Annotated in this window: 14 protein-coding genes and 1 pseudogene; 5 read left to right on the forward strand and 10 right to left on the reverse strand. The window is 75.0% G+C overall.

Annotated features, from left to right (window positions below; translation table 11 throughout):
• The 4 genes and pseudogenes from AB7J25_RS25460 to AB7J25_RS25475 form a co-directional block, all read right to left on the reverse strand.
• Nucleotides 1-200 (reverse strand): annotated as a pseudogene (locus AB7J25_RS25460) (M56 family metallopeptidase); the annotation flags it as partial.
• A gap of 10 nt (nucleotides 201-210) precedes the next feature.
• A complete protein-coding gene (locus AB7J25_RS25465; RefSeq protein ID WP_428512929.1) occupies nucleotides 211-582 on the reverse strand; it encodes a BlaI/MecI/CopY family transcriptional regulator in 372 nt (123 codons plus the stop codon).
• A 51-nt stretch (nucleotides 583-633) separates the two neighbouring features.
• On the reverse strand, nucleotides 634-1,395 hold the full coding sequence (locus AB7J25_RS25470) for a L,D-transpeptidase (RefSeq protein WP_428512931.1): 762 nt from the start codon (nucleotides 1,393-1,395) through the stop codon (nucleotides 634-636).
• Nucleotides 1,396-1,486: 91 nt separating this feature from the next.
• On the reverse strand, nucleotides 1,487-2,212 hold the full coding sequence (locus tag AB7J25_RS25475; protein WP_428512933.1) for an enoyl-CoA hydratase: 726 nt from the start codon (nucleotides 2,210-2,212) through the stop codon (nucleotides 1,487-1,489).
• 89 nt (nucleotides 2,213-2,301) lie between these two features.
• Between AB7J25_RS25475 and AB7J25_RS25480 the strand changes: the two genes are divergently transcribed.
• Both AB7J25_RS25480 and AB7J25_RS25485 read left to right on the forward strand, forming a co-directional pair.
• On the forward strand, nucleotides 2,302-3,774 hold the full coding sequence (locus AB7J25_RS25480) for an MFS transporter (RefSeq protein WP_428512935.1): 1,473 nt from the start codon (nucleotides 2,302-2,304) through the stop codon (nucleotides 3,772-3,774).
• Between the two features lie 87 nt (nucleotides 3,775-3,861).
• Nucleotides 3,862-5,430 carry an FAD-dependent oxidoreductase gene (locus AB7J25_RS25485; protein ID WP_428512937.1) on the forward strand — a complete coding sequence of 523 codons (1,569 nt, stop codon included), beginning with the start codon at nucleotides 3,862-3,864 and terminating at the stop codon, nucleotides 5,428-5,430.
• Nucleotides 5,431-5,468: 38 nt separating this feature from the next.
• Here AB7J25_RS25485 and AB7J25_RS25490 read toward each other — a convergent pair whose 3' ends face one another.
• The 3 genes from AB7J25_RS25490 to AB7J25_RS25500 form a co-directional block, all read right to left on the reverse strand.
• Nucleotides 5,469-6,365, reverse strand: a complete 897-nt coding sequence (locus tag AB7J25_RS25490; protein WP_428512939.1) for an SGNH/GDSL hydrolase family protein — start codon at nucleotides 6,363-6,365, stop codon at nucleotides 5,469-5,471.
• 1,058 nt (nucleotides 6,366-7,423) lie between these two features.
• Nucleotides 7,424-9,001 (reverse strand): APC family permease, encoded by a 1,578-nt coding sequence (locus AB7J25_RS25495; RefSeq protein ID WP_428512941.1) that lies wholly within the window; start codon nucleotides 8,999-9,001, stop codon nucleotides 7,424-7,426.
• Between the two features lie 4 nt (nucleotides 9,002-9,005).
• Nucleotides 9,006-10,964 carry a primary-amine oxidase gene (locus AB7J25_RS25500; RefSeq protein ID WP_428512943.1) on the reverse strand — a complete coding sequence of 653 codons (1,959 nt, stop codon included), beginning with the start codon at nucleotides 10,962-10,964 and terminating at the stop codon, nucleotides 9,006-9,008.
• Nucleotides 10,965-11,182: 218 nt separating this feature from the next.
• Between AB7J25_RS25500 and AB7J25_RS25505 the strand changes: the two genes are divergently transcribed.
• From AB7J25_RS25505 to AB7J25_RS25515, 3 genes are all read left to right on the forward strand, one after another.
• Nucleotides 11,183-12,586, forward strand: coding sequence for an APC family permease (locus AB7J25_RS25505; RefSeq protein WP_428512944.1), 1,404 nt, complete (start codon nucleotides 11,183-11,185; stop codon nucleotides 12,584-12,586).
• Nucleotides 12,587-12,921: 335 nt separating this feature from the next.
• Nucleotides 12,922-13,197: a hypothetical protein gene (locus tag AB7J25_RS25510; protein WP_428512946.1), complete on the forward strand. Its 276-nt coding sequence runs from the start codon at nucleotides 12,922-12,924 to the stop codon at nucleotides 13,195-13,197.
• On the forward strand, nucleotides 13,194-13,943 hold the full coding sequence (locus AB7J25_RS25515; RefSeq protein ID WP_428512948.1) for an IclR family transcriptional regulator: 750 nt from the start codon (nucleotides 13,194-13,196) through the stop codon (nucleotides 13,941-13,943). The genes AB7J25_RS25510 and AB7J25_RS25515 overlap by 4 nt, the downstream gene beginning before the upstream one ends.
• Nucleotides 13,944-14,038: 95 nt before the next feature.
• Here the strand turns inward: AB7J25_RS25515 and AB7J25_RS25520 are convergent, their stop codons facing one another.
• The 3 genes from AB7J25_RS25520 to AB7J25_RS25530 all read right to left on the reverse strand — a co-directional run bounded on the left by AB7J25_RS25520 (nucleotide 14,039) and on the right by AB7J25_RS25530 (nucleotide 16,656).
• A complete protein-coding gene (locus AB7J25_RS25520) occupies nucleotides 14,039-15,022 on the reverse strand; it encodes an aldo/keto reductase (protein WP_428512950.1) in 984 nt (327 codons plus the stop codon).
• Between the two features lie 62 nt (nucleotides 15,023-15,084).
• Nucleotides 15,085-15,519 carry a MerR family transcriptional regulator gene (locus AB7J25_RS25525; protein WP_428512952.1) on the reverse strand — a complete coding sequence of 145 codons (435 nt, stop codon included), beginning with the start codon at nucleotides 15,517-15,519 and terminating at the stop codon, nucleotides 15,085-15,087.
• A 195-nt stretch (nucleotides 15,520-15,714) separates the two neighbouring features.
• Entirely contained in the window at nucleotides 15,715-16,656 is a 942-nt protein-coding gene (locus AB7J25_RS25530) for a helix-turn-helix domain-containing protein (RefSeq protein ID WP_428512954.1), read from the reverse strand.
• Nucleotides 16,657-16,976: the final 320 nt, after the last annotated feature.

A 16,976-nucleotide genomic window follows, 5' to 3' on the forward strand; every position in this document is an offset into this window, starting at 1 on the left:
GGGGTGGACGCCAGTGGCGACAGCGCGTAGACCAGCCCCGCGCCCAGCAGGGCCGTGCCACCCGCCAGGCCGACGGCCTGCCAGACGAGGAGCGCACCCACCGGGTCGCGGGCGGGCCACGCCGCCCGTGCGAGTACCACGCTCACCGGCTCGGCCAGGGCGAGGCCGAGCAGGAGGAGCGCCAGAGCGGCGGCCTCCACGAGAGGCGGCTCAGCTCAGGAGATCGCGTAGGCGTGCGCGTTCGGCGGGTGCGATCGACCCGATGAAACGCGCCAGGACCGCACCACGGTCCGGCGCTCCGTCCAGTGCGTCGCGCATCAGCTCGGCCACGTGATCCTCCCGGCTCGCGACCGCACTGTAGCGGTGCGCACGCCCGTCCCGCTCGCGACTGACCAACGCTTTGCGTTCGAGGCGGCTGAGAACGGTGAGCACCGTGGTAGTGGCGAGATCACGATCCGCGAGCGAGTCCTGCACGTCCCTTGCGGTGAGCGTGGCGTCGTCCGCCTCTCCCGCGCGGGCAGCCGAGCGGGCGGCCCACAGGACCTCCATCACCGCTCGTTCGAGCTCGCCCAGGGTCGTCACGCATCTATTCTACCTGGCGTAGAGACCGGGCAGAAGATCAGCCCGCACGGTTCACCGCACCGAGGTGCGCACCACCTGCACTCCGTCACCGACCTCGAGCGCGTAGTACCAGGCCACCGCATCGTCGTGGGACAGCTTCACGCAGCCCGCCGAGTCCGTGTCCTGGGGGCCCTCGTGGAAGCCGATTCCGCCGTCGGCGAAGAACACCGAGTACGGCATCGGGGTGCCCAGCTCGCTGGACACGTGGTCGATGTCCTTCCACTGCACCGCGAACCGGCCCACGGGCGTCGGCCCGAGCTCGTCGCCCACCCGGACCGGGACGGGCCCGCGGCGCACCTCGCCGTCGATGATCAGCCAGGAGCGCAGCGTCGTCAGGTCGACGCAGGCGGACACGTCACCCGAGCAGGGCGTGCCGGGGATGCGGGTGCCGCCGTCGAGGACTGCCGGCTCCGGCGCCGGCTGCTCCGCCTGCTCCGGCCCGTCCTCGCCGACCTGGCCGAGGTCGTCGGTGACGTCCTTCGTCTGCGGGGTGCCGTTCACCGGGTCCAGCGGGTTCGACGGGAGCGCTGGCAGTGCCGGCAGCGCCGGGCCGGTGTTCATCGGGTCGATCGCCGGCGGGCCCGGGACGGCGGGCAGCGCCGGCACAGCGGGGGCGCCGGGCAGCGCCGGGGCGGCGGGGGCGGCGGGCAGCGGGAGGGCGTCCGCGGGGGCGGCGACGGCCACGCCGCCGAGCACGGCCCCGGCGAGCACGGCGCCGAGCACCGTGGCGACCACCCTGCGCCCGGCCGTCCGCTCCCGGCTGTGTACACCCACGCGCGCCCCTCCTCGACGTCTCGTCCACCCGGCCCGACGAGCCCAACGAGACCGTCGCGATCAGGTCACGAGATGTGACCCGGGCGGAGTACTAGCGACCCTCGAACGCCGGACGGCGCTTCTCCGAGCGCGCCCGGCGACCCTCCTCCAGGTCCGCGCTCGCCCAACAGCGGTCGAACGCCGCGAGCAGCGACGGATCGTCGTCGGCGAGGTCGTCGCGGTCCAGCGCGAGCTTGTTGTAGGCGAGGGTGAGCGGAGCGAGCGTCGCGATCTCGACGGCGAGCGCGCGGGCGTGATCGAGATCACCGATCCGGTCGGCCAGCCCGCGAGCGTGCGCGAGCTCGGCGCCCACCTGCTCGCAGCCGAGCAGGATCGCCCGCGCCGTCCCCCCGCCCGCGATGCGCGCGAGCCGACGCACCGTCCACGGGTCCACCGCGAGACCGATCCGCGCCGTAGGCACCCCGAACACGGCGTCCGGCGCGACCACGCGCAGGTCGCAGGCGATCGCGAGCTGTGTTCCCGCCCCGATCGCCGGGCCGTTGACGGCCGCCACCACCGGAACCGGCGCGTCGGTCACGGCGTGCAGCGCCGCGTACAGGGCGTCCCGGAAGCCGTCGGTGTAGACCTGCCCGAAGTCCGCACCCGAGCAGAAGCTCGTGCCCCGCCCCGTCACGACCACCGCCCGAGCGCCCCGGTCCAGCACAGCGGCCATTCCGGCGGCGATGCGGCGGCACTGCTCGACGTCGAGGGCGTTGCGCCGGTCCGGCCGGTCCAGCTCCAGCAGGCCGACCCCGTCGGCCACCGACACGTGAATCATGGTCCGACCCTATGTCCGCCGACGGAGCCGGTCGGTCCCGCAGCTCGTACAGAACCTGCCGACGGCGGCGCGGGCGGCGGCACGCCAGGATGGATGCCGTGGCGGCTCACGGGGACCTGCGGCTCGGCACTGCGGCGGGCCGGTGGGTCCTGCTCACCACCGTGCTGGGCAGCGCGCTCGTCATGATCGACGGAACGGTCGTCAACGTCGCCCTCTCGCGGATCGGCACCGAGCTGGGCGCCGAGTTCGCGGGGCTGCAGTGGACGGTCAACGCCTACACGCTCGCGCTCGCCGCGCTCATCCTGCTCGGCGGCTCCCTCGGCGACCGCTTCGGGCGCAGGCGGGTGTTCGTGATCGGCGTGGTGTGGTTCGCGCTGGCGTCGCTGCTGTGCGGGCTCGCCCCGGACATCCAGACGCTGATCGTCGCCCGCGGCCTGCAGGGCGTGGGCGGGGCGCTGCTCACCCCCGGCAGCCTCGCGCTCATCTCCGCGTCGTTCCACGGCGAGGACCGCGGCGCCGCCATCGGGGCCTGGTCCGGGCTCGGCGGGATCGCCGCCGCGATCGGCCCGTTCGTCGGGGGGTGGCTCGTCGAGCTGAGCTGGCGGCTGGTGTTCCTCATCAACCTGCCGCTGGCCGCGGTCGTGGTGGTCGTGGCGCTGCGCCACGTCCCCGAGAGCCGCGACGAGGACGCCCCGCCAGGCCTGGATCTGACCGGCACCACGCTCGCGGCCTCCGCGCTCGCCCTGCTGACGTGGTCGCTCACCGCGCTCGGCGAGAGCGGGCCGAGCCCGGCCCTGTGGGCGATCCTGCTCGCCGGGATGCTCGCCCTCGCAGCGTTCGTGGCCGTGGAGCGGCGCTCGCCCCACCCGCTCGTGCCGCCCACGCTCTTCGCGGACCGCGTGTTCGCCGCCGCCAACGCCGTCACCCTGCTCGTCTACGCGGCGCTCGGGGTGGTGTTCGTGCTGCTGGTGCTGCAGCTGCAGACGGTCGCGGGGTTCACCCCGCTCGCGGCCGGGACGGCGCTGCTGCCGGTCACGCTGGTGATGCTCGCGTTCTCCTCCCGGGCGGGCGCGCTCGCCCAGCGGATCGGGCCGCGCCTGCCGCTCACCTTCGGGCCGCTGCTCGCGGCGTGCGGGCTGCTGCTCATGCTGCGGATCGGGGAGGGCGCGTCGTGGGCGCTGCACGTGCTGCCGGCCGTGCTCGTGTTCGGCGCGGGCCTCACCCTCACCGTCGCGCCGCTCACCGCCGCCGTCCTGGACTCCGCGCCGGACCGCTACGCCGGTGCGGCATCCGGGGTGAACAACGCCGTCGCGCGCGCCGCGGGGCTGCTCGCCGTCGCGCTGCTGCCCGGGCTCGCGGGGATCTCGGGCGAGGACTACCACGACCCCGCCGCGTTCTCGGTCGGCTTCGGCGTGGCCGTCGGCATCTCCGCCGGGCTCCTCGCCGCGGCGGGGGTGCTGGCGTTCGTGCTGGTCCGGCGCCCGCACCGGGCGACCCGGCTGGAGGTGGAGCAGTGCTTCCACTGCCCGGTGAGCGCCCCGACGCCGTATCCGACCGACTGATCACCGCGCCAGGTGCACCGCGCTCGGATACGGACGCTGCGCACCTGCGGCGGTGATCATGGACGCGGGGCGTGGCAGGCTCGCCACGTGATCGACCCGCGCGCCCTGGCCTTCCGCGCCGCGCCCGGCCGGATGCGGCCCCGCCTCATGGTCGCCGCCGACCCCGCACGGCCCCGCGCCGCGCCTGCGGGCACGGAGGCCGTGGTCGTCGGGGGCGGGATCGCGGGCGTGAGCGCCGCCGTCGTCCTCGCCGAGCGGGGCGTCGCCGTCACGGTGCTGGAGGCGGCGCCGACGCTCGGCGGGCGGCTCGGGGCCTGGCCGCACACGCTCCCGGACGGGACGGAGCAGGTCCTCGAGCACGGGTTCCACGCGTTCTTCCGCCACTACTACACCTGGCGGGCGATCCTGCGCCGCGCCGCACCCGCGCTGGAGTTCCTGGCACCCGTCGACGGCTACCCGGTGATCTCGCGGACGTGGCCGCCCGAGGACATCGCCGGGCTTCCCGCGGCGCCGCCGCTGAACCTGCTGGCGCTCTTCGCCCGCTCCCGCAGCCTCGGGACCGCCGACGTGCTGCGCTCCGACCAGGCGCTGGCCGCCGAGCTGCTCGGCTACGACCGCGAGCGCACCACCGCGCTCTTCGACGACGTACCCGCGGACACGTTCCTCGCCGGGCTGCGGATGACCGACCGCGCGCAGGCGATGCTGTTCGAGGCGTTCGCCCGCTCGTTCTTCTGCAACCAGGGTGGGCTGTCGGCGGGCGAGCTGATCGCGATGTTCCACTACTACTTCCTCGGCAACCCCGAGGGCATCGGATTCGACGCCCCGCGCACGGACCACCTGACCGCGATCTGGGCGCCGCTCGCGGCGTATCTCGACCTGCGCGGGGCCACCATCCGGACGGGCACGGCGGCCCGCGCGATCGCCCCCGCGGACGGGCACCGGTGGCGGGTCTCGACGGGCGGGGCCGACGTCGAGACGCGCCACCTCGTCCTGGCGCTGGACCCTGGGGCCCTGCGGCGGCTGGCGGCAGACTCCCCCGGGCTTGCCGACGTCGCCCCGGTTCTGGCCCGGAAGGCCGCCGCGCTGACGGTCGCGCCACCGTTCGCGGTCACGCGCCTGTGGTACGACCGCGACGTCGCGCCCGGGCGGGCGGTGTTCAGCGCCGTGAGCCGCGAGGCGACGCTCGACTCGGTCACCGTGTACTCGCGGCTCGAGGAGCCGTCCGCGGCGTGGGCCCGGCACAGCGGCGGCTCGGTCGTCGAGCTGCACTCCTACGCCTGCGGCGCCCCCGACGCCGACACCGCCACGGCCGAAATGCGCGACGAGCTGGCCGCGTTGTGGCCCGAGACCCGCGACGCCCGGGTCGTCCACCTGCAGCAGCGGTGGGAGGCCACCGCTCCCGCCTTCCCGCCGGGATCGGCGGGCACCCGTCCGCGCGTCGCCGGGGAGGCCCGCGGGATCCGGGTCGCGGGCGACTTCGTCGAGACGCCGCTGCTCACCGGGCTGATGGAACGCGCGGCCGTCACGGGAGTGCTGGCGGCGAACGACGTCCTCGCCGAGGTGGGGGCGGGTCCGGAGGAGATCCGCGGGATCCCGCAGCGGGGCCTGCTCGCGGGGATCCTGCGCTCACGGCAGGCCCGGTTCCCGCGGGCCTGACGCTGCCGGGGCGCTCGGCGGAGCGGTCCTGCCGCGGGTCACACCGCCGGGTCCACGCGCTCCTCGGCCAGGGCCTCCGCCACGGCGGCCGCCATCGCCGTCATCCCGAGGGCGTTGGGGTGCACGGGTGCCGCCGGGGCGGTCGGGACGAGCCCCTCGACCCACTTCGTGCCGGGCGGGGTGCACATGTCGTGCCCGATCGTCGGGGTGTACGTGTCGACGAACGTCGTCCCCGCGCGCCTCGCCTCGGCGGCGAGCATCGCGTTGAGCCGCTTCTCGGTGTCGCGCAGGTACGCGACGTCACCCGCGGTCAACGGGACGACCGGGAAGCAGCCCGGCCCCTCGTCGGGCAGGATCGCCGGGTAGCCGACGACGGCGATCACCGCGCCCGGGGCGCGGCCCGCGATGGCCTCCAGCGCCGCCGCGACCTCGGGCGCTGCGGCGGCGATCCGCTCGGCGAGCTGGTCGCCGCCCGCGGTGTAGTGCTCCTTGCACGCCGCGCCGCCCGGCTTCAGCGGCGAGCGGGTGGCGCACTCCCGGATGATCTCGCCGAAGCCGATGTCGTTGCCGCCGATGGTGAGGGTGACCAGGTCCGTCGCCGCGGTCAGCGCCTCGAACTGGGGTCGGTTGGTCCCCAGGCGGGTGCTCTGCGGGGCGCGGAGGTCCGCGGTGGTGGCACCGCTGCAGCTCACGTCGACGTGCTCGGCCGCGCCGAGGGTCGCGGCGAGGAGCGACGGGTAGTTGCGGTCCGAGCGCAGGCAACCCACCGGCAGGCTGGTCTGCGGCGGGATGAGCGGGCCCGCCGCGTAGGAGTCGCCGAGGGAGACGTAGCGCCGGACGTCCGGTTCCTGCGGGGACGCGGCCCCCGTCAGCGTGAGGACGAGCGGGGCCACCAGCATGGCGACGAGGACGGGGCGCGACCTGCCGAACGGCAAGCGGAGCAATCGACACCTCCGGACGGGGGAGCGTGATCACCGGAGGCTATCCGTGGCGCGACGGGGCCCGGGAGGACCGTCGCCCGTCCGAGGGACGGGGCCTGTCCGGGGTTCGTCCTCGGGGGTGGGCCCGGGGCTCGTGCAGGGTCGGCCGCGGGGGCTCGTCCGGGCTCGGCCGCGGGGGCTCGTCCGGGCTCGACCGCGGGGCCGCGACGGGACCGGTCGCGGGGCTGGTCCCGGGCCGGTCCGTGGGCCGCATCCGCAGGCTCGCGGGCGGCGGGCCTGCCGCGGGTCCGTGGCCCCAGCCGGACGTCGCGCGCCCCGCGAGGCCCGTCCGCGGGCCGTGAGCCTACCGCGGGTCCGTGGCCCCAGCCGGACGTCGCGCGCCCAGCGAGCCCGTCCGCGGGCCGTATCCGCAGGGCCGCGGGCTGCCGCAGGTCCCGTCCGCGAGGCCCGACCGCGGCGCGGGGTCGACCGCGGCACACCACCCCGGACGCCCGTCACCCCCGACCCCGCGCTCGCCCCCTCCCCGCGAGCCCGCCCGCCCTGACACCCGCCCGGACGGCGCACGCCCCGCGGCACCCGGATTCGCACACACCGCGCGGGGTTCACACACACCCCGCGGCGTTCGCACACACCGCCGGCGGTGTGTGCCGGCACCCCATCCCCTGTGCGAACCGTCGAACCTATGTTCGAGCGTCTCGGCCGGTGGCCATGCGGCGGCCGCCAGGAACGCGCGAACGGCACGTACGGGAACACCTATTTCCCGTACGTGCCGTTCGCGCGGTCAGGGTGGAAACGCGCCGCGCGGTCGGGGTGGAAACGGGCCGCGCGGTCGGGGTGGAAACGCGCCGCGCGGTCGGGCTGGAGACGGGCCGCGCGGTCAGGGTGGAGACGGACCCGCGCGGTCGCGGGAAACGGGCGCACGGCCCGAGGCGATCCCGGACCGTGCGCCCCCCGGGATCACCCCGGGCCCGGCCGGGTGCCCCGAACCGGCCGCCCCCCGGGTCCGACACCGGACGCACCCCGGCTGCCCGGACCGGGGCGCCCCCTCCGGATCAGACCTCGTCGAAGATCCGCCCCATGTCGTCCCAGATCGGCTGGCGGAACCGACGCGTCCACGCTGCGACGGCGAGCCCGCAGCCCGCGATCGCCAGGCACACCCACGGCACGACCGCCACGACCAGCGGGATCCCCGCCCCCGGCGCGGCCTCGACGAAGGAGTAGTAGAGGCTGCCGAAGAGCGCGAGTGCCCCGACGACGGCGGCGAGCCCGCCGACGACGCGGAACCGGGAGTCGCCGGTCCGCCTGCCGTGCGTGACGCCGGCGATGCCGAGCATCAGGTACACGCCCATGACCAGCGGCGTCCCGATGCCCGCGAGGAACGTGAACACGTACACACCGCCGGTGAGCCCGTTGTCGAGCCCGCCCGCGATGGCGACCTGGGTCTCACGGCTGGTGAGCACCACCGATCCGCCGGCGAGCAGCACCCACACGACGAGATCGAGCCCGATGGCGGGCCAGGGCGTGCCCCACTTCGGGTGCAGGATGCCCAGCCAGGACGGCAGCACCCGCTCGCGGCCCATCGCGAACAGCACCCGGGACACCGCGATGTGCACGCCGAGCGCGCAGAACAGCGAGGCGAGCGCGGCACATGCCAGCACCACGGCGGCGAAGCCCTCGTTGGGGGCGACGGCGGCCAGCCCCGCCAGGGACGCGGGCCAGTCCGTCGCGGCCTGCTGCACGCCGAAGCCGATCGCGGTGGCGTAGGTGATGACCAGGTAGAACAGGCCTGCGACGACGATCGAGCCGATGACGGCGCGGGGGATGGCCCGGCGCGGGTTGCGGGTCTCCTCGGAGAGCACCGCGGACGCCTCGGCACCGGTGAACGAGAGCATCCCGAACGCGAGCCCGAAGAGCACGCCCGTCCAGGTCACGCCGGCCGCGGACGGCCAGAACGCGGAGAGGTCGACACTGCGTCCCGCGGAGGCGACGGGCGTGGTGCCGTCGATCACCGAGACGGCCGGTGAGCCGATCGCGATCACGACGACGGCGACGACGAGCAGCGCCGACATCGTCACGACGAGGATCGCGAGCTGGGTGCGGGTGGATGCCTTGATGTCGAACATGCTCATCAGCGCGATGACCACCAGCCCGGCGAGCGAGAACCAGTACCAGGCGACGTCGGCGCCGGTGAGCAGGCCGACGAGGCTGGCGGTGAAGAACCCGAACCCGCAGAGCACCGCCCCACCGAGGACGAGGAACGCCGCCGCGTAGCACCAGCCGCCGAGGAAACCGAGCCCGCGGTTGGCACCGTTGGTGATGTAGGAATACATCGACCCGGCCGAGGACAGCGACCGCGCGAAGAGCGCCACGGTCCCGCCGACGGCGAGCATCGCGAGCGTCCCCAGCAGGTAGGCCAGCGGCGTGGCGCCGCCCGCCTTGGTGGAGGCGAGGTAGGTGAGGAACGCGCCGGACATCGCCGGGGCGATGACCGACAGGCTCTGCGCGATGACGTCGCGCAGGCCCAGGGTGCGGTGGAACGTACCGCCGGCCGGGCGCACGTCCGCCGCGGGCGAGCCCGCCGGCGACCCGGACACGGATGCGGTGGCGGCCGAGTCGGCGTCGGTGGCCATCGCCTCAGCCCTCGCGCGCCGGGCCGGAGACACCGGCGCCCGCCCCGTTCGCGCCGCGCGCCGAGCAGTGCGCGCTCCGCGTGGCCGGCACGTCGAGCGCCGGGTTGCGGTCGAAGAACCCGACCGGCTTCAGCGTGAACCCCGTGTAGTCGACCGGCATGACCGGCCAGTCCTCGGGCCGCGGGAAGTGGGTGGTGCCGAAGGTGTGCCAGACGACGATGTCCTCGCCGTCGATGTCGCGGTCCGCGGCCGTCCAGGCGGGCAGGCCCGCCCCACCCGGGTTCTGGTTGACGAAGTCGCCCGCGGGATAGCGCTCGGCCGGGTCGTAGCGGGTGACCCACAGGTTGTTCGTCGCGAACGTGGCCCGCGCGCGGATGGAGGAGTTCTCGTCGGCGAGCAGGATGGCCTTGTTCTCCGGGATCAGGGCGTAGCCGACGGGCTGGCCGAGGGCGTTGGTCCGCTCGGTCGAGACGATGTGCCAGGTGCGCACGACCGAGCCGTCGTTGCGCCGCTTCGCCTCCTGCTCGGTGGACAGGCGGGTGACCTTCTTCGCGAACGCGTTGCCGTACGGGTTGCCCTCACCCATCGGGACGCGTTGCGCCTCGACCTCGTTCACCGCGTTGCGCATGCCGTCCACCGTCATGTCCAGGCGGGCGGAGAACAGGTGCTGGTGGAACGGTGCGCCCAGCCCCGGCGCGACCTCCGTCGCGTACTCCCCCGGCGTGCCCGAGGTGAACACGATTCCGGTGGCCTTGACCTCCAGCTGGATCGTGCCGTCGAGGTAGAGGTACCAGTAGAAGCCGTAGTCGTAGTTGCCGATCGGGGTGAAGAACGAGATCACCAGCCGGCGCTGGCGGCGCACCTCGCGGGACTCCGTGAAGAGGTCGGAGTGCTTCCAGAGGACGCCGTAGTCCTCCTCGTGCATGCAGATCGCGTTGCGGATGGTCTTGGGGTTGCCGAAGTCGTCGGCGATGACGGCGTCGGTGTAGTGGATGTCGCCGAGGCAGTCGCAGCCCAGCTCCAGCGAGTCGGCGTAGCGGGCGAACATGTACTCGCCGCAGTCGAAGTAGTTCTGCCAGAACCGCACGGATGCGGGGTCGGCGTACGGGACGACCATCTCGGCGACCGACGCCCGGTAGACGATCGGGCGACCGTCGAAGGCGATCTGGTGCAGGGTGAGACCCTCGCGCTCGTTGAATCCGTAGCGCAGGTCCCACTTCCCCCAACGGACCCGGTTGCCGTCGACGGTGAAGCTGCGACCCTCGGGCTGGGTGATCTCGATCGGCTTGAGGCTGTCCAGGGGCGGGCCCTGCACCTCGGGGTCGTCGAAGTTCCCGCTCGACGCGGGCACCGGGACGTGCCCGTTGTCGATCACCCGGTCGACGGTGCGGGAGGTGAGGTCGACGTAGGCGACGAGCCCGTCGATCGGGTGCGCCCACGGGTGGTCGGCAGAGTGGTCCTGGTGGAAGCCGAACGCGCGCACGACGCGGCGGCCCACCTCGTCGGGGTAGTCGTAGACGCCGGCGGACAGCGGCACGGCACGCACGTCCTCCGGGTTCCGGCCCCGGGCGGCGATCGCGTCCAACCAGCGCTGGTCGGCGTTCAGGATGTCCTCGATCACCTCGAACTCGGCGTCGATGATGGGCGGCTGCCCCTCGCGCGGCGGGTCGATCTCGCGACGGGAGTCGACCTCGCCGCGGGTGGCGGAGACGACGGTGTCGACGGAGCGGCCGGTCGCGAGGTCGAGCAGGACGGCCCGGAAGCGGCGGTCGACATCGTCCCCGTCGCGGTGGGCGAGAACGGCGTCCTTCGCCGGCTCCTCGGGGACGAGGAACGCGACGCGGACGGTCTCGCCCAGCAGGCCGGCGGCGGCCAGCGCGTCGCGGACGCGCTCGACCTCGGCGGCGGTCGTGTGCTCGAGCGGGTGGGTCGCCGTACCTGTGGCAGGCTCGGTGATGGTCATGCACTCCTCCTGGGGCGGAAGGGACGTGCCGAGCACCGTCGCGCCGTGGCAGCATCCGGTCGACGCCCGCTCGCGCCCCCCGCGAAAGCCCGCTGTGATCGCTCTCACCACGTGAGACCGTCCCCACGGTTTTTCTCATTCGAGACGTGCGGACCGCTCACCGCGGCGCTCCCGCTGGCTAGCGTGCGCGACCTACGCTGCATCGCGAGGAGGCGTCCATGCGTCCGCTGTCCCTGCGCAGCCGGTCACCCGTGCACGGGCTGGACCGGCGCACGCTCGGGACGCCCGAGGTGCTCGCCCAGTCGGTGTCCAGCGCGGCGCCGGCTGCCGCGATGGCCGCCGTCCCCGCGATCGTCGCGGCCACCGCAGGCACCGCGACCGTGTGGTCGTTCGCGATCGCGACGGCGGTGGTGCTGCTCGTGGGCGTGTGCATCGCCCAGTTCACCCGCCGGATGGCCGGGGCCGGTTCGCTCTACACGCTCACCAAGCAGGGGCTGGGCACCGGTGCGGCGTTCGCGAGCGCGGGCGCGATGCTCGTCGGGTACGCCTTGCTCGTGATGGCCGCGGTGACCGGCGCAGCCACCTATCTCACCGCCCTGCTGGAACGGCTCGGGGCGGGGGCGGGCCCGCCGCTCTACGCCGCGCTCGCCCTCGTCGTGACCATCGGCGCCGCGGTGCTGGTCGTGCTCGGCGTGCGGCTGTCCGCGCGGATCGTGCTGCTGGTCGAGACGCTGTCGATCACGCTGATCGTCGTCGTGTTCGGGGTGCTGCTCGCCGGGGGCGTCCCCGCGGGAGGCACGCCGCTGGTCGACCCGGGCCCGGCCGGCGTCGCGGCGGGGGTCCTGCCCGCGCTCGGGGCGTTCATCGGGTTCGAGGCGGCCACCGCGCTCGGCGTCGAGGCGCGGCGACCCTACGTCACCGTGTCGCGGGCCGTGCTCTGGACGGCAGGCGGGGCGGGGCTGCTCGTCCTCGTCGCCGCCTACGTGCAGGTCGCGGCGATCGGGGGCGCCCCCGGCGGGCCGGAGCCGGTCCTGGCGGCCGCGGCGGGCCACGACGGGCTCGCGATCGTGCTCGACCTCGGGATCACGGCGTCGTTCCTCGCCTGCACCGTCGCGACCTCGAACGCGCTCGTCCGCGTGCTGTTCTCGCTGGGCCGCGACCGGCTCGCCCCGCGGCAGCTCGGCGCCGCCCACCGCCGCTACCGCACTCCGCACGTCGCGATCGCGGTCGCGCTCCCGGTCTGCGGCGCGGTACCCGCGGCGCTGCTGCTCGTCCGGTCGCCCGACGACGTCCTGTCCGTGCTGCTCACCATCGCCTCCGCCGGGTACCTCACCGCGTATCTGCTGGTCAGCCTGGCGGCGCCGCCGTTCCTCCGGCGGATCGGCGAGCTCACCCCCGGCCCGGTGGTGGCGAGCGTGATCGTGGTCCCGATCCTCGTCGCGGTCGGTGCGGCGTACCTGATGGCCACGTCCGGGCCCGTCCCCCTCGTGCTCGCGGGCCTGCTCACCGCGATCGTCGCCTGGTACGCGTGGCTGCGGTGGCGGCGGCCGGACGCGCTGCGCGGCATGGGGGTGTACGACGAGACGTCCGCCGCGGACGTCCACGGGGCGTGGTGGCGGTGACGTCGGGGCGGGCGCGGATGGCGGTGGCCCGGGGGCGGGCGCGGCTGGCCTCCGGGCGGGCGCGGCTGGCCTCCGGGCGGGCGCGGCTGGCCTCCGGGCGGGCGCGGCTGGCCTCGGAGCGGGCGCGACTGGCCTCAAGGCGGGGGCCGGCCGGGCCGGGGGGCCGGATGCGGTGCCCGGGCCCCGGGAACCAGCCGCGGTGCCCGGGCGGCGGAACCCGGGGCGCCGACCGCTTCGCAGAGATCGCACTCGCCTCGCAGACGCCGCAGCCCCTGCGAGGCGTGCGTGACCCCTGCGAGGCGCGCGCGGATCCGCGGAGGGGCGGTGCTCCTCCGGTGAACCCCCTCCCGATCGCCGACCGCCGGCCACAGGCCGGGCGCACCGCCGCGCCCACCGAACCCGCCGGGCACACCGCGCACACCGCGCACACCGCGCACACCGCGCACACCGCGCACACCGAGCACACCGAGCACACCGAGCACACCGAGCACACCGAACCCGGCGCACCCGCCGCGCCGCCCACCGCACTCGCTGCACCCACCCGGCACACCGAACCCACCGAGCACGACCCGACCGGTCCCGCTCCCACCCCGGGGGTGGTCCCCCGATGAGCCCCGACCCGCTCCCGCTGTCCGGCCGCCAGCCGCGCGCCGTGCGCAGCGCGCTCGCCGTCCTGGAGGAGGTCGTCGCGGCAGGTCCGGGCGTCACCGCGAAGGAGATCTCCGCAGCGCTGCGGCTGCCGCCCGCCACCACGTACCGGCTGCTCAACCTGCTCGTCGGCGAGGAGTACCTCGTGCGGCTGCCCGACCTCAAGGGCTTCGCGCTGGGACGGCGGGCCGCGCGGCTCGCCGTACCCGTCGGCCCCCCGGTGTCGACGGCTGCGCGCGCGGTGATCGGCCACCTGCGCGGGCGGGTGCGCTGGGGCGTCCACCTGGCCTCGTACCACACCGGACAGGTCGTGCTCGTGGACCGGGACCCGGACCACCCGCCTTCGGACGAGGCCGTCCTCGCCCGCTACCCGCACGCGTCCGCGCTCGGGCTGCTGCTGCTCGCCGAGCAGCCGGACTGGCGCGCCCTGGCCCGGGACCTGCGTGCCCTCACCGAGCACACCGTCACCGACACCCCCGGGGTGGACCGGGTGCTCGCGACCGTCACCCGGGACGGGCTGGCCCGACAGAGCGGCCAGGTCCGTCCCGACCGGGGCTGCCTCGCTGTGCCCGTCCGCGATCCCGGTGACGGCACGCTGGTCGCGGGGCTCGCGCTGTGCGGGCCGGCCGCGCGGGTGGCCGAGCCGAACGACGAGCTCGTGGCGCTGTTGCGCGAGCACGCGGACCGGCTGGCCCCCCTGCTTGCCTGACCCGCGAGTTGCGCATCCCGCGCCCGCGAGTTGCGCATCTCGTCAGGCCGTGATGCGCATCTGACCTGCCGAGGCGCCCGTCCCCCACAGGCAGGTCAGCGAGCCACCGGCTCGGGGGTGTCGCGGCTGGCCCACGTCATGTCCGGGTACCGGTCCCCTGCCGGGACGAGGGCGTCGAGGCGCGCCAGGTCCGCCGCGGTGAGCACGACGTCCACGGCACGCGCGTTCTCCTCGAGGTAGCGGCGCCGCTTCGTCCCCGGGATCGGGACGACGTCGGGCCCCTGCGCGAGCAGCCAGGCCAGCGCCACCTGACCGGGCGTCGCGCCGTGGACGGCGGCGACGTCGCGCACGACCGCGACGGCGTCCAGGTTGCGGGCCAGGTTCTCGCCCTGGAAGCGGGGCAGCGTGCGGCGGAAGTCGTCGGCGCCGAACTCGCCGGTGAAACCACCGCTCAGCATGCCGCGCCCGAGCGGGCTGTAGGGCACGAGCCCGATCCCGAGCTCGCGGCAGGCCGGCACCACATCGGCCTCGACGTCGCGGCTGAACACCGACCATTCCGACTGCAGGGCCGTGATCGGGTGCACCGCGGCCGCGCGGCGGACGGTCGCCGCCGACGCTTCGGACAGGCCGAGGTGGCGCACCTTGCCGGCCGCCACCAGCTCCGCCATCGCCCCGACGGTGTCCTCGATCGGTACCCGCGGGTCGGGGCGGTGCAGGTAGTACAGGTCGACGTGGTCGGTGCCGAGCCGGGCGAGCGAGGCGTCGATCGCCCGCCGGACGTACCCGGTGCTGCCGTCGACGTCGCGCGGGTAGCCGTCGGGGCGGGCGACGATGCCGAACTTCGTGGCGAGCGTGACCTCCTCGCGCCGCGTCGCCAGTACCTCGGCGAGCAGGCTCTCGTTGTGGCCCGCGCCGTAGATGTCGGCGGTGTCGAGGAAGGTGACGCCGAGGTCGAGCGCGCGGTGCAGCGTCGCGGTCGACTCGGCGCGGTCCGGCGTGCCGTAGGCGTAGCTCATGCCCATGCAGCCGAGGCCGAGGGCGCTGACGGGCAGGTCGCGCAGGGTGCGGGTGGGGATCATGGCTCCTCTTCCGGGCAGGGCGCATCGCCCCGGCAGGAGCCGGGGTGCGCACACGGGTGGGATCAGGGGCTGCAGTGCCCGCCGTAGGTGGTGATCTTGTACTCGACGGCGTCGAGCGCGAAGCGCAGCTCGGCGATCCGGGTCCGGATGGCGTCGCGGTGGTGCTGAAGCATCGCGAGCCGCTCAGGGACCGTCTCCTCACCCCGGCCCACCAGCTCGACGTAGCGCTGGAGCTCGCGGATCGGCATGCCTGTCATCCGCAACCGGCTGAGGAACACGACGCGCGTGACGTCACGCGCCCCGTAGACGCGGTGCCCGGCGGCGTCGCGGGCGACATCGAGCAGCCCGATCCGCTCGTAGTAGCGCAGCGTGTGGGCGCTCACGCCCGTGAGCTCGGCGATCTCGGCGATCGTATGGGTCGCGTCGGCGTCGAGCTGGATGGCGTCCTGCGCCTCGAGGCGGGCCAGGGTCGCCACCACCGAGTCCGTCACCGTCATGGATCCGACGGTAGGCCTTCGAGTGCGCTCGAAGGCAAGCCCTGCGGGCCGCCCGCCCCCGCCGCGCCCACCCGGCCCCGTGCGAACGGCCCGTATGGGCAATAGGTCGTCCCGGACGTGCCGGTCGCTCGGGCGGGGCGGGCGGGGCGGGGCGGGCGGGGCGGGCGGGGCGGGGCGGGGCGGGGCGGGGACGCGTTACGGGAATCGGCGCAGCTCCGACGCCCGCGACCGGGACGGCCGGGCCGCGCTCGGCGGCACCCCGAACCGGGAGCGGTAGGCGCGGCTGAAGCTCGCGGCGTCCCCGAAGCCCCACCGGCGGGCGACCTCGGCGACCGTGGCGTCCGCCCGGGCCACGAGGTCGGCACGGCTGCGGTCCAGGCGTTGCGCGCGCACGTACCGCGAGACGGTGATGCCGCGCGCCGCGAAGAGCCGATGCAGCTGACGGGTGGAGACGAAGTGAGCGCGAGCGATCGTCTCGGGGCAGAGCCCGGCGTCGCCGAGATGGTCGGCGATGTAGACGTCGACGCGGCGCAGCAGGTCCTCCGACGCCGGCCCGGCGTCGGAGTGCTCGCCGGCCACCGTCGTCACCAGCTCGGCGACCTCGCGCGACAACCGCACCGCTCCCGCTCCGGACAGCTCGGGCGGCGCCGCGACCAGCTCCCGCAGCATCCGCGCGACGATCCCGCCGAGCCCCGCGGAGCCGGGCAGCGCCCGCGCCGTGAGCCGCTGGGACTCCACCTCCGCGAGCGCCACCTCCTCGCGGGGCCAGGTGAACACGAGCAACCGCCAGTCCCCGTGCAGTTCCCAGGTGAACGGCCGCGTGGTCTCGTAGATCGCGAAGTCACCGTCGCGCAGCGGGGCGTCCCGCCCGTCCTGGTGCAGCACCGCCTCTCCCGCGGCGACCAGCCCGACCTGCAGGTACGCGTCCGGGTCGCGGCGGGCGAGGCCGGGCGTGCGGACGCAGCACTGGTCGTGGGAGTCGACGGCGGCGACCCGCAGCGGCCCCAGCGCGGTGCTCGTGACGGCTCCCGCGAACTGATCGTCGCGGTCGGCGGCGATGTCGAGGGCGACGAAGTGTTCGCGGATGAGGTCCCGCCAGGAGTCGAGCCGGTCGGCCGTCCCTCGCGTCGTATCCATGCGGACTCGCAGATGTGTGGTGGTCCACCGACGGTAGGAAACCCCGCGGAAGTGGGTCAACGGGCCTCCGCGGAGGCGGTGCATCGGACTGCAAGAGGCCGCGCATGCGGAACGGATCGGGGAACCGTCGCGCCGGGTCAAGCACCTGGCACGCAACGTCAAGGGCGGCGCCCGCCACGCCCGGGACGCTCCACGCATGACCGCCACGGAACCCACCACGATCCCGCTCACCGTGCGCGCCGCGTGCCCGCACGACTGTCCCGACACCTGCGCCATGCTCGTCACCGTCGAGAACGGCAGGGCCACCGAGGTCCGCGGGG

Source organism: Pseudonocardia sp. (assembly GCF_050246655.1).
GTDB lineage: Bacteria > Actinomycetota > Actinomycetes > Mycobacteriales > Pseudonocardiaceae > Pseudonocardia.

Bases quoted from the DNA above. Each gene is read 5' to 3' on its own strand.
- AB7J25_RS25475 (WP_428512933.1), bottom strand. From the start codon at position 2,212: ATGATTCACGTGTCGGTGGCCGACGGGGTCGGCCTGCTGGAGCTGGAC.
- AB7J25_RS25480 (WP_428512935.1), top strand. From the start codon at position 2,302: ATGGATGCCGTGGCGGCTCACGGGGACCTGCGGCTCGGCACTGCGGCG.
- AB7J25_RS25495 (WP_428512941.1), bottom strand. From the start codon at position 9,001: ATGGCCACCGACGCCGACTCGGCCGCCACCGCATCCGTGTCCGGGTCG.
- AB7J25_RS25500 (WP_428512943.1), bottom strand. From the start codon at position 10,964: ATGACCATCACCGAGCCTGCCACAGGTACGGCGACCCACCCGCTCGAG.
- AB7J25_RS25505 (WP_428512944.1), top strand. From the start codon at position 11,183: ATGCGTCCGCTGTCCCTGCGCAGCCGGTCACCCGTGCACGGGCTGGAC.
- AB7J25_RS25515 (WP_428512948.1), top strand. From the start codon at position 13,194: ATGAGCCCCGACCCGCTCCCGCTGTCCGGCCGCCAGCCGCGCGCCGTG.
- AB7J25_RS25520 (WP_428512950.1), bottom strand. From the start codon at position 15,022: ATGATCCCCACCCGCACCCTGCGCGACCTGCCCGTCAGCGCCCTCGGC.
- AB7J25_RS25525 (WP_428512952.1), bottom strand. From the start codon at position 15,519: ATGACGGTGACGGACTCGGTGGTGGCGACCCTGGCCCGCCTCGAGGCG.
- AB7J25_RS25530 (WP_428512954.1), bottom strand. From the start codon at position 16,656: ATGGATACGACGCGAGGGACGGCCGACCGGCTCGACTCCTGGCGGGAC.